The 11,919-nt window shown below is 51.2% G+C and carries 12 protein-coding genes; 3 read left to right on the forward strand and 9 right to left on the reverse strand.

Features of this window, described 5'->3' with window-relative positions; all coding sequences use genetic code 11:
* Positions 1 to 28: 28 nt before the first annotated feature.
* The 9 genes from Q0V82_RS06980 to Q0V82_RS07020 all read right to left on the reverse strand — a co-directional run bounded on the left by Q0V82_RS06980 (position 29) and on the right by Q0V82_RS07020 (position 9,835).
* Complete coding sequence (locus Q0V82_RS06980; RefSeq protein ID WP_297574049.1) at positions 29 to 631, reverse strand: hypothetical protein; 603 nt, start codon at positions 629 to 631, stop codon at positions 29 to 31.
* On the reverse strand, positions 615 to 848 hold the full coding sequence (locus Q0V82_RS06985; RefSeq protein WP_182077474.1) for a helix-turn-helix transcriptional regulator: 234 nt from the start codon (positions 846 to 848) through the stop codon (positions 615 to 617). The genes Q0V82_RS06980 and Q0V82_RS06985 overlap by 17 nt, the downstream gene beginning before the upstream one ends.
* 8 nt (positions 849 to 856) lie before the next feature.
* On the reverse strand, positions 857 to 1,417 hold the full coding sequence (locus tag Q0V82_RS06990; RefSeq protein WP_297574053.1) for a DUF2975 domain-containing protein: 561 nt from the start codon (positions 1,415 to 1,417) through the stop codon (positions 857 to 859).
* A gap of 321 nt (positions 1,418 to 1,738) precedes the next feature.
* Positions 1,739 to 3,142, reverse strand: coding sequence for an FAD-dependent oxidoreductase (locus Q0V82_RS06995; protein WP_297574055.1), 1,404 nt, complete (start codon positions 3,140 to 3,142; stop codon positions 1,739 to 1,741).
* Positions 3,139 to 3,969: a phosphonoacetaldehyde hydrolase gene (phnX, locus tag Q0V82_RS07000; RefSeq protein ID WP_297574057.1), complete on the reverse strand. Its 831-nt coding sequence runs from the start codon at positions 3,967 to 3,969 to the stop codon at positions 3,139 to 3,141. The genes Q0V82_RS06995 and phnX overlap by 4 nt, the downstream gene beginning before the upstream one ends.
* The gene (locus tag Q0V82_RS07005) at positions 3,962 to 5,089 is read right to left on the reverse strand and encodes a 2-aminoethylphosphonate--pyruvate transaminase (protein WP_297574059.1); all 1,128 of its coding nucleotides are present in this window, start codon (positions 5,087 to 5,089) and stop codon (positions 3,962 to 3,964) included. The genes phnX and Q0V82_RS07005 overlap by 8 nt, the downstream gene beginning before the upstream one ends.
* 350 nt (positions 5,090 to 5,439) lie before the next feature.
* Entirely contained in the window at positions 5,440 to 7,134 is a 1,695-nt protein-coding gene (locus Q0V82_RS07010) for a putative 2-aminoethylphosphonate ABC transporter permease subunit (RefSeq protein ID WP_297574061.1), read from the reverse strand.
* A complete protein-coding gene (locus Q0V82_RS07015) occupies positions 7,131 to 8,231 on the reverse strand; it encodes a putative 2-aminoethylphosphonate ABC transporter ATP-binding protein (RefSeq protein ID WP_297574063.1) in 1,101 nt (366 codons plus the stop codon). The genes Q0V82_RS07010 and Q0V82_RS07015 overlap by 4 nt, the downstream gene beginning before the upstream one ends.
* Before the next feature lie 584 nt (positions 8,232 to 8,815).
* Positions 8,816 to 9,835 (reverse strand): putative 2-aminoethylphosphonate ABC transporter substrate-binding protein, encoded by a 1,020-nt coding sequence (locus Q0V82_RS07020; protein ID WP_297574065.1) that lies wholly within the window; start codon positions 9,833 to 9,835, stop codon positions 8,816 to 8,818.
* A gap of 200 nt (positions 9,836 to 10,035) precedes the next feature.
* Here Q0V82_RS07020 and Q0V82_RS07025 point away from each other — a divergent pair, with 200 nt between their 5' ends.
* The 3 genes from Q0V82_RS07025 to Q0V82_RS07035 form a co-directional block, all read left to right on the forward strand.
* Entirely contained in the window at positions 10,036 to 10,503 is a 468-nt protein-coding gene (locus tag Q0V82_RS07025; RefSeq protein ID WP_297574067.1) for an Rrf2 family transcriptional regulator, read from the forward strand.
* 8 nt (positions 10,504 to 10,511) lie between these two features.
* Entirely contained in the window at positions 10,512 to 11,204 is a 693-nt protein-coding gene (locus Q0V82_RS07030; RefSeq protein WP_297574069.1) for a DUF1345 domain-containing protein, read from the forward strand.
* Positions 11,205 to 11,371: 167 nt separating this feature from the next.
* Positions 11,372 to 11,919, forward strand: a 548-nt coding sequence (locus Q0V82_RS07035) for a DUF3391 domain-containing protein (RefSeq protein WP_297574071.1), incomplete at its 3' end; no start/stop codon positions are given.

An 11,919-nucleotide genomic window follows, 5' to 3' on the forward strand; every position in this document is an offset into this window, starting at 1 on the left:
CGTATTGAGATCACTGACTTATGTTTACTCACCAATCACAGCCTTCATCATTCACGCTGTCTTTAATCAAAAATGGAATCGCCAATAAACCCATGCTGCGATACGCGTGACGACAATCGCGGCGAGTGGCTTTTTTCAAATCTTTGCTCAGCGTGGTTTCGTGTTCGTTGAGCTGGGTATTGAGTGGCACTGGCTTTTGAGTTCGCTGTACTAATTGCTGGCGCTCTGGCTGGATGGCTTCGCTCGGTAGAGCAAGATTTAAGGCTTGACTCGCGGGTTTTGCGGCATCCATGCTGCTGGCAGATAAACGCTTGCGCGTACTGATTTTAGGGCGAACTGGGTTCGCTTGTATTTCAGTGGCAGAGCGAACTGGAACCGTTCGGGTTGCAGCGGCAGGGCGAGTGCGAGGCTGTGGCTTGATGGCTGGCGCGGCTGTTGTGGTAGGACTTGGCTGTTTCACGATGGGCGTGGCTAATACAGTGAAAACCAGTGGCGCTTGAGCAGGAGGGGTTGGCTCGATGCTAGGCCAGCCAATAAGTACCGCCGCATGCAGAATGACTGAGAGCAGCAAAAGCCAGCGCCAGTGAGGCGTGGCGATGGCTGCTGGTGGCGTATTAATCGCTAACTTCATGGTCCGGCGGGCTATCGCGGCTAAATTGCAATAAATCACCGGGCTGGCAATCGAGAAAATCGCAAATCGCCAGCAAAGTCGAAAAGCGCAAGCCTTTGACTTTGCCTTGTTTCAGTAGCGATAAATTTTGCTCAGTAATACCGATATGCTGAGCAAGGTCTTTGGACTTCACTTTTCGCTCGGCCAGCATCACATCGAGTTTGACTAAAATTTGCATTTTGTGGCTCACACGAACTGCTGATTTTCAGTGGCTAATGCGCTGGCTTGCTGCAAAATATGCGCAATAACGCTCAGGCTAAGCCCTAAAAACACCAGCATTAAACTGGCAGGGGTTAGGCTAATGCTCAGTACGCGTTGCCCCACAGGATTGAGCATCGTGACCCATAAAATCAGCAGCGGCGAGCAAATAAAATCCAGCACCGCCCAGCCGATTGCGGCATGCGCCACTTTGCCTAAGTGGCTGGCAGCGGATAGCGAAAAATAATCGCCACGGGCATAGGTTTGAAATAGCGCGCGTAAATGGTACAGACCAAAGCTAATCGCCAATAGTGGAATGCTCGATAACACAATCGCGCCAGCCACTTGCCACATGGGCAGCGCCGTCAGTGGATTTAAATAGGCTTGCGCTTGTGTAGTGAGTAACAAACCTAAGCCGGCTTGTTGGCTGGATGCGGCCAATGTCGGAAACAGCCAAAAGGCGGCGTTCAAGAGCAAAATCGTTAAGGCTAGGCATAAAGAAAAGTAGGCTAGCTTTTGGCTGGTTTGGGCCATTTTAATCGGTGTCATTATTTCGCGTCCGCAGTAAAGAGATTCGCAGAATAAGACTAAAATGATCGTAAAACAATCATTAATGATTGTAAAAAATACATATTTTGCGTTTAAGACGGTGGAGTGAAGCTGTTTGCCTGCGAATGTATTGCGGCTAATGTACGCTGGCGAGATTCAATTTAATCACGCAATCAATGCGGCGTCGTGCCGCGTGCGCAAATCCTGTTTAGATACTCTACATAGGTATATAGCCATACGCTTTGAATATAAAGAGCTGGCGGTAAATACCCTAGTATGATGTGCAAAAAGATTTGCGCACGCGGTAGATTCGTTGGTGGCTTAGGCTTTATCTGCTTTGCCAGCGGCGTTGGCAAAGCGGGCGAGGATTTTGTCAAAGAACATCGGGCGTTGATCGTTGTCTTCGCACGCTTCTTTGCGGCGAATGGCGTTGCGCACCAGCATACTGCCTAGCCAGCGTATTGGCTCCGGTGGGAAGTAACCCAATGGTCCGCTAACCAAGGCGCACTGCGCCCAACCGTCTTTTTCCCCCCGCACCATGCTGCTTAAAATCTGCCCGCCTAAATAGCAGGTGCTCACGCCATTACCGGAATAACCAAAGCCGTAGCAAATATTGGGCTGTTGATCGAGAAACCCAAAAAACGGCAAACCGGTGACGGATCGATCGGATGCACCATTCCACGAGGCGGCAATCGGTACCTCAGCCAAACGCGGGAAAAAGTCGTGTAGCGTTTGTTTTAGCTGGCTTTGGTAGCGGCTAGCTTGGTCAAATTCGGCGAGCATTTTGCCGCCAAAAGCAAAGGTGTTGCCGCCTTTGCCGAGCATTAAGCGGCCATCGCTGGTGCTGCGATAGTAATGAACAAAAATCCGCGAATCGCAAATGGATGCTCCATGCGTGAGGCCAAGCGCTTGGATTGCTTCAGGGCAGGGCTCGGTGATCACCATATCGGACGACACAATGGCAATGCTGCGCGCAAATTGGCGGAACTGGCTGGCCATCCACGCATTCATCGCCAACACCACTTGCAGGGCGATTACCTCACCATCGCTGGTGACCACGCGCGCTGGCTGACCATATTCAATGCGCTGCATGGCGGTGTTTTCATAAATGAGCACGCCCAAGGATTCGGCAACGCGCGCCATGCCGCGCACTAAGAGCCCCGGATGCACGCTGCCCGCAATCGGTGAAAATTCCCCAGATAAATGCCGAGTTGAACCGGCGATTTTTTGCACTTCATCGCGATCTAAAGTCTGCCAGCTATTGATGTCATGCGCGTTGAGCGCCGCCAATACGCCGTCCATACTGCCGCTTTGTGCGCGATTAGTGGCGGTATAGAGCGCGCCGTCAATGCGCAGATCGGCTTGCAGCTGATACTGCGCACAAAAATCCCGAATCGCATAAACGGCGGCTTCTGAAGCTTTGACGATTTTGATGGCTTCAGCTTCACCAAATAGCCGCGTGAGCGTGCTTAATTTGGGGGCTAAAGTCAGCACGCAACCGCCATTGCGCCCCGATGCGCCACTGCCGCACAGACCTTTGTCGATGATGACAATCTGCAGCTCGGGCTGTTGTTGTTTGAGTAAAATCGCCGTCCACAATCCGGTATAGCCGCCGCCGACAATGCACACATCAGCGTGGCGCTTGTCATTCAAACTCGGGCGTGGCGGGCGGTTTTCTTGCGCGAGCGCGTCGGCAAACCACCAAGGTTGAAAAGTCTCACTCATGGCCGCTGGCCTTGTGCTAAAGCATGTTCAATTTGCGTGATCACGCTGGGTAAATCAGCGATGCTGTCGATGACAAAATGCGCGCCGGCGGCGCTGAGTTTGGCGCAGGCTTGCTCGCGTAACGGCGCTTGCTCGCTCGGCGTGAGTGCCAGCCACTCGTTTTCAGTGAGGCCAACTTCATTGCCGCTAATCGCTAAACCAACGGTCCACATGCCCGCATTTAAGCCCTCAGCAATGCCCGGCACAGTGTCGTCGACTTTAACGCAGGCGGCAACATGGCTGATGCCCAGTTCAATGACATTGGCCAGCGCCATCCAAGGTCCCGGGCGGGCGCCCGCTTTGAGATCATCGGCGGCAATAGTGCAATCGGGGGTAAAGCCGTATTGCGTGGCGATAGGTTGCAATGTGTTCATTACAGCGCGCGGGTAGCCGGTGCAACTGCCAATTTTAAGTCCGTGCCCACGCAATTGTTTAATGGTGTCGATGGCGCCGGTGATCGGTTGCGAAAATTCGCCCACATGCGAAATTTGCAGCGGCATAAAGAGTGAGTAAATGTGGTCCACATCAGTGTCGTTCATTTCGCGAGCAAATTTGGCTTGCCAGCGCGCAGCAACGCTTGGCGTTTGGCCAACGGCTTTGATGTGATCCCACTTAGCTAAGCCCATCGGTACGCGTGCTTCGGCCAAGGTGATTGCGATGCCGCATTGTGCAAAAGCTTCAACTAAGACTTGGGTGGGGGCAAATGAGCCAAAATCGAGCACGGTGCCAGCCCAATCAAAGATAACGGCTTGTAATGGACCGGTGTAAGCGCGTGAAGTATTAAGCATGATGTTTCTCCGCTGGGCTAAGCCAGTTCAATTGAGTGAGGACGTCGATAATGGCGTGCGCGGCTTGTTGCAGTTGCGCTGGGTCAATCGCGCCGATGCAGCCAACGCGAAAGGTTTCTACCGTGGTGAGTTTGCCCGGATAGAGTAAAAATCCGCGCTGGCTCATTGCCTGATAAAAAGCGCTAAATTGATAATCAGGATGGCGCGGCGCGTGGAAAGTCAAAATAATCGGCGCTTGCAACTCAGGCGCTAAAAATAAAGCTAAACCGGCTTGGCTTAACGATTTGATTAATACGTTAGCATTGGCGGTATAGCGTGCTAAGCGAGTAGGGCGGCCGCCTTCAGCTTGATACTGGTCAATCGCCACGCGTAGTGCTGCCACCACATGCGTCGGTGGCGTAAAGCGCCATTGCCCAGTGCGCTGTAGATAATCGTATTGATCGGCCAAATCGAGCGCCAGCGATGGACTATTGCCATGGGCCAGTGCGATGGCGCTGGTTTTGGCAATCACAAACCCCATGCCGGGAACGCCCTCTAAGCATTTACCTGAGGCGGCGATGAGCGCGCAAATCGGCATCCGCGCTAAATCAATGTTTAACGCGCCAAAAGACGACATCGCATCAACAATCAGCTCGGCGCCATGCGCGGCAACGATGTTGGCGATGTCGCTCAGTGGGTTTAAAAGACCGGTGGCGGTTTCGCAATGAATCAGGCCCACATAGCCAATGCTGGGATCGGCGCTCAGCGCCGCATCGAGCGCTGCTGGATCCACTGGCACGCCGTCAGGCCAGCTTAAAGTTGCTACATTCAAGCCGATTTTCTGCGCGATTTTGTGCATTCTTTGCCCATAAGCTCCGTTGTTGAGCACCAATATTTTGCTGCTCTTATTCACCAGCGTGCCAATGGCCGCTTCAACGGCAAAAGTGCCTGAGCCTTGCAATGGAATGCAGCAGTGCTGCGCTTGGCCGTTGGCAATCGCCAATAAATCAGCGCAAACCGACGCGGTTAAGGCATTAAAATCGCCATCCCATGAGCCCCAATCTTTAAGCATCGCCGTTCGCGTTGCCAAACTGGTGCTCAGTGGCCCTGGAGTGAGTAAGATTTTTTCTTGGCGCATCATAGTCCTTTCATCTAGATGAATTTTTATCCCCGAAAAATGCGCTTAAAGCGCAGGGGTATTGCTGTGTGATCAATATTTAATATAGCTGGTAGTTAAATACCTACGGTGCTGATTGGGTGTTGATGAAGGCTAAAGCATCGCTGCACACCCCCATTCCAGCCTTCCCCCATCAAGGGGGAAGGAGCTACAGTCGCGCGACTCAAACGATTGTGATTTAACGTAACAGCACCAAGTCTGAACAAAACCCAAAGGGTTTTCGCTCTGATCAGGTACCGTGCCGCAGGCACTTAAAACCACGAATAATTAAGCCAAACCAACTCGTTGCTACGCTGAGATTTAGCCCAGCCTCCTCATTCTTGTCGCCGCCAGAGTTGGCTGCGTTGTTGTAAAAAATGACTCACCACGGCAAAGATGGCGCAGGCGGCGGCGGAGCTGATGACGATTAAGGTCGCCATCGCTGCCGAAGCGGCGGTATCGCCAGCGTCGTCCATATTGAGCACCGATACCGAGGCCAGCATGGTGTCGGGGGTATAAATAAACACCACGGCCGACACCGTGGTCATGGTGGCGATAAAGAAATAGCGCGCAATTTCTAGGGCTGCTGGTAGGCAAATTGGTAACGTGACTCGCCAAGCGGTGATCCAAAACGGCACTTTGAGCGAAGCGGCGACCAATTCAAATTCCGCGTCCAGTTGCTTGAGTGCGGTGACGGCGGTCAGGTGCGCGGTGGTGTAAAAATGCGCGATCGAGCACAGCACCAAGATCGACATCGTGCCGTAGAGCGCATTGAGCGGATTGCTTGGATGATTAAAAAAGAACACATAACCCAAGCCCAGCACCAATCCGGGCACCGCCATTGGCAGCATGGCTAATAAATGCAAAATGGGTCGCCAGCCACGGCAAGTGGCGACTTTTTCGGTGAGCCACGCGCCGCTAAACACCAAGATCGAGCCAAATAGCGCGGTATACGCCGACATTTTTAAGCTATTGCTAAACGCGCTCCAACCGCCGCCATCTACATCGTCAAAATTAAAATGTTGTAAAGACAGCTGCATTTGATAGGGCCATTGCTTAATCAACGCCGCCGCAATGGCCGTGCCCAGAATCAGTAGCAAGGCGCCGCTGACGACGAGGCAAAACAGCAGGGCACAGCGATCTAGCCACGGTGTCGCTTTGATGTGGAGCGTTTGCGCCCGTGCCGTGAGCAGTGCTTGTTGCTTTTTTTGCGAGTAATGATCGAGTACAAAAGACAATACCGCCGGCACCAAGAGCAGCAAACCAATGACCGCGCCGCGCGAGAAGTTTTGCTGACCGATCACTTGCTTATACGCTTCAAGCGCCAACACGTTAAATGAGCCACCGATGACTTTGGCGACGCCAAAATCTGTGATCACCAAGGTAAACACCACCACTGCCGCCGACAATACCCCGTAGCGAACGCTAGGCAAAGTAACGGTGAACCATTGCCGGATACGGCCTGCGCCGAGTGCGCTTGCCGCTTCGTATAAGCGGCCATCGGCAACGCGCAGAGCGGTGAGTAAAATCATCATCGCGTGCGGAAAAGTAAAAAACACTTGGCCGATCACAATGCCCCAAAAGCCATAAATACTGCCGTCGGGAAACCAAGATTTAAGTAAGCCTTGATTGCCAAATAAATACACCAGCGCAATCCCCGGTAGCAGCGACGGCGCTAAGAGTGGAATCAAGGCCAGCATTCGCAAGCTGCCTTTGGCCGGCATGGCCGAGCGGGTGAGGGCTGCGGCGTATAAATACGCCAGTGGAATCACAATCAGCGTGCTCATTAGCGCTAATTTGACGCTATTGAATAAGCTTTGCAGCAAGCTGGGCGAATCGAGTACCGCTTCAATACTGCCTAAGCCCCATTGCTCGGTTTTAGGATCAAACAAAGCTTGGCTTAAAATCGCCAATAAGGGGGCAGCTAAAATCAACAGCAAAATCAGCACAATGCCGCCAGCAATCAGCGTGGCCCAATATTCATTGCGCCAGCGCGCGTGCGGTGCTTCGAGGGTGAGTGTTGAGTTCATGCGCTCACCTCGGGCAAAAAGCAGCGCAGCTTGTCGGCAGGTAAATAAATCGGAATCAGCTGCTGCTCGGCAAGGCGCAATTGCGCCATTTCGCGATGGCTAATAATGACTTCGAGCTCAATGCCATCCCATTCATTAACCAACAGCCGTAGGCGATAAATGCTGCCTAATAGCTCAAGCTGCAGTAACTTTCCTAAACCCACTTGTGGGTCATTACGCCATTGCGGCAATAGCTCAATGTCTTCTGGGCGAATAAACACATCGTATTGCTGGCCTTGCACCAAGGCATTGGCGCGATGCGTCGCTAGCGTATGCTGACCCAATTGCACTTGATGGGGGCTGACCGCAAGGGTGTTGAGCCAATTGCAATGGCCAACAAAGTTGGCGACAAAACGGCTGGCTGGGTGTTGATAGATTTCCGCTGGCGTGCCAATTTGCTCAATCACACCGTGATTCATCACCACGATTCGGTCGGCCATGGTGAGCGCTTCTTCTTGGTCGTGCGTCACCATAATGGTGGTGATGCCCAGCTGCTGTTGCAGCGCTTTAATTTCACCGCGTAAATGCGCGCGAACTTGCGCATCGAGCGCCGAGAGGGGTTCGTCTAGTAACAGTAAATTCGGTGAGGTGGCCAAAGCGCGCGCCAGCGCAACGCGTTGTTGTTGGCCACCAGAAATTTGCGCTGGGTATTGTTCGGCCAATGCCGAAAGACCAATTAAATCGAGTAATTCACTGACGCGGCGCTGCTGATCTTGTGCGCGACCCTTTAGGCCATAGGCGATATTGCGTGCAATCGTTAGATTGGGAAACAGCGCATACGATTGAAACACAATGCCGTAATCGCGCTGATTGGGGGCGGCGTGGGTGATATCGCGGCCCGCTTGGGCAATCAGGCCGCGATCACACGATTCAAGCCCGGCAATCATGCGCAGCAAGGTGGTTTTGCCGCAGCCGGATGGCCCCAATAGGCAAACAAACTCGCCTTTATTCACGGCCAGTGAGATATCGCGCAAAGCGCTAAATGCGCCAAAGTTTTTATTCACGCCATGAATGGTTAATTCAGCGTGTTGGCTGGCGATGGCGGGTGCTCGGTTCATACAAAGTCCTTACGGTTGCTGGCCTTTCATGCAGTAGACCCAAAACGATGCTGCCCTATTCTTGCTGGTACAGGATGTTGCTGCGCGGTGGCGCGTTAATTTATTTTTATGGGTATTGATGCCAATCCTATATTTATATTGATTTGTAGGTATATACCCATGGTATTTTTCGTCTGCTGTGAATATTTTAAGTGCCTGCGGCACGGTGGTTTACAGTCGCAGTCCGCGACGGGGACCCTCTTTCTTTGACTCGCCAAAGAAAGAGGGGGAAAGAAAGGCGCTTTTGAGCGCGCCCAGCTTCGCTGTGCCCTCGATTGTCGTGAGCCAAACGATAAAGCTGTTTGTCTCCCTTCCGCACTCGGTGCGCTTGGACGGGGTTTTAAGCCCCAGACCAACGCGCGCGGCACAGCATTAAACATTAATCTGAATATCGCTCTATTTTTAAGGGTATAGACACTAACCTCTTATTAATATTGCATTAGAGATAGATACTCATGGATTTTTAAGTTTTTAAATTGCTGTTGTTACTGGTTTTGGCGGCAGTAAAATTGAGCGCCGCCGACCCCAGCTGCAAATTTGCGGACTTACTTTTTCGGCTCTGATTTGCTGTCGTAGCGTTTGCTCCACTCGGCGAGGGTTTTGTCGCGCATTGCGGCCGAGACGCGCAGGTCTTGTTTGATCAGGCGTTGTTCGTAGTCAGCTGGAATATGCGCATTGGGCTTGGCAATACCGGGCATGGCGACGATGGCGAAGTTCTTTTCATACAGCTCGTTGGCGGATTTTGATGCTGACCAATCGGCGAGTTTTTTTGCCGCTTCGAGGTTTTTAGTGCCTTTCATAATCGCGGTGGCTTCTAGATCCCAGCCTAAGCCTTCTTTTGGAAACACCAAATCAATTGGCGCGCCGCCGTCTTTGATTTTGGCGGCTCGGTATTCAAATGAAATGCCGATTGGGAATTCGCCGGCAGCGGCTTGTTTGCAAGGTTTTGAGCCGGAGTGGGTGTATTGCGCGATGTTATCGTGCAGTTTATCCATATACGCCCAGCCTTCTTTTTCGCCCATGATTTGCAACCATGCGCTCACGTCAAAATAACCGGTGCCGCTTGAGGCTGGATTGGGCATAACGATTTTATTTTTGTATTCAGGCTTGGTCAGGTCTTTCCAGCTTTCGGGTTTTTTAATGCCCTGTTTGGCCGCTTCAACCGTGTTAAAGCAAATCGCCGCGCCCCATACATCCATGCCTACCCAAGCTGGCGGCGTGCGATCATCGACATAGGCTTTACTGAGTAGCTCAACGCCTTTAGGCGCATAAGGCTGCAGCATGCCGTCTTTTTCAAAAATCAATAATGACGATGCAGCTAGCCCCATCACCACATCGGCTTGTGGATTGGCTTTTTCGGCGAGTAATTTCGCGGTAATGATGCCGGTGGAATCTCTCACCCATTTGATTTTGATGTCTGGATTTTCTGCTTCAAATTTGGCTTGATACGCTTTGAGCTGATCGGCTTCAAGCGCGGTATATACCGTGAGCGTGGTTTCGGCCAAAGCCAGTGGGGCCGTCAAAAGTAGCGACAGAGCAAGCGACAGCGAGGTGAGGGTTTTCATTGCACAAGCCTTATTGCGTGGGTTTAATGTGGCGCTATTATGCTCAGCGCAACGTGACAAACCGATTACATCTAGATGAATTTTTTGTGCCTGTGGCATTGCGAGCAAATACAATTGATTGTTGCTGGGGCTTGATCTTTCGTTCGGAAAACGGCCGATTCTGTGTATTATGGATTCTCAATTTTTCGCAAGGAGGCGTAATGCGTCTGAATGTATTTACCGACTATTGCTTACGCACATTGATTTATGTGGCGGTACAAAATGGGGGGATTGTGACGCGAAGCGAAATCGCCAATGCTTACGGCATTTCGGATAATCATTTGATGAAAGTGGTTAATTTTTTATCTCGACATGGTTTTTTAGAAACTTTGCGTGGTAAGGGCGGGGGCATGCGTTTGGCTTTGCCTGCAGAAAACATCAGTGTTGGGCGCTTGGTGCGTTTAAGTGAGGCCGATAGTCCGATGGTGGAATGCTTTGATCCAACGCATTCGATGTGCAGTATTGATGGCATTTGCCGTTTGCGCGGCGTGTTGAGTGAAGCTATGGGCGCTTTTTATTCGGTACTGGATGGCTATTGTTTGGCGCAATTGGTGCTCAATCCGGTTGAGCTTAATGCAGTATTTCATGTGGCCTTGCCTGAGCGGCATCGTCCAAGCGAAAAGGCATAGGTAAATTCATGGCGTGTGAAAACGATACAGCCAAGCCGCAAGGGCAATTTGCGTTGCTGCGGCATTTATTTGTGGCGCGCCCTCGGCTGATGTTTTCAGTGGTTGCTGGTGTGGTGATGTTTTTTGCATTATCCGCCGATTTTTCGCTGCTGATGCGCTTTTTACTCGCTTGGAATACCTGTTCGTGGCTGTATTTGATTAGCTTATCGATTTTAATGTTTCGCGCGCCCGGCAAACATATTCGGGCCGTGGCTAAAGTGCAAGACGAAAACGCCAAGCAAGTGCTGGCCTTTGTCTGTTTGGCGGCAGTGGCCAGTTTGGTGGCGATTGTTTTGGGTTTAGCGCTGGATAATCAGCTTAAGGCGTGGTTTAAATATGCGCCCTTACTTTTGGCATTTATAACCGTGGCGGGCTCTTGGTTATTAGTGCCGACGTCATTTGCGATTCACTACGCTCATTTATATTACCAACACCAAGGACGAAGCCCCTTGCTGCTGTTTGCTGAGCAGCCCGCTGAGCCGACTTACCCCGATTTTTTGTATTTTTCTTTTACCATCGCCGTGGCCTCGCAAACCGCCGATGTCGGGGTTGGCAGTGGCGCAATGCGCCGTTTGGTTTTATTGCAATCTATCCTCTCTTTTGTTTTCAATATGGTGATCTTGGGCTTGTCGGTCAATATTGGCGCCAGTTTGCTGGTATAGCGGTGTAAATTCAGTACTTTGGCGGTGGGAAATGGCGGTTTTTGGGAAAAAAGCTTTTCGTTCCGCAGATAAATACTGAGTTTGTGTCAGCTTGTCATTTGGCGTGTTTTCGTGCGGCTTGCACCAGTCTGTACTAGCATGAATCAACCTTAGCCAGTGCGATTCCCATGATAAAAAAAATCCCTGCTGAATACATCAAACCGGGCATGTATATCCATGATTTAAACGTGGATTGGATGAATCATCCTTTTGTGCGTAACCGTTTTGTGATTCAAACCGATGAAGAAATTGCCAAAATTACCGCCACCGGCGTGCGTGAGATTTATATTGATACCGCTCGTGGCCTCGATTTGGCCGATGCGCCGACCATAGAAGAAGTGAACGCTGAATTAGATGCTGATTTATTACGCATTGCCGAAGCGCCTTCAATGATTGTTAAAGTCTCGTATGCCGAAGAGTTAGGCCGGGCGCATAAAATTCACCAACAAGCGACCAATGCGGTAAAAATCGTGATGCGTGATGTGCGCATGGGCCAAGCGATTCAAATGGATGATGTGGCCAATGTGGTGGCCGATATTACTGAATCGGTATTAAGAAATAGCGGTGCTTTAGTCGGTTTATTAGCGATTAAAAATAAAGATGAATATACCTTTTTGCATTCAGTCAGTGTATGCACCTTAATGGTGACTTTTGCGCAGTCATTAGGAATGGATCG

The sequence above is a fragment of the uncultured Deefgea sp. genome (genome assembly GCF_947072475.1).
In the GTDB taxonomy this organism is placed as follows: Bacteria; Pseudomonadota; Gammaproteobacteria; order Burkholderiales; family Chitinibacteraceae; genus Deefgea.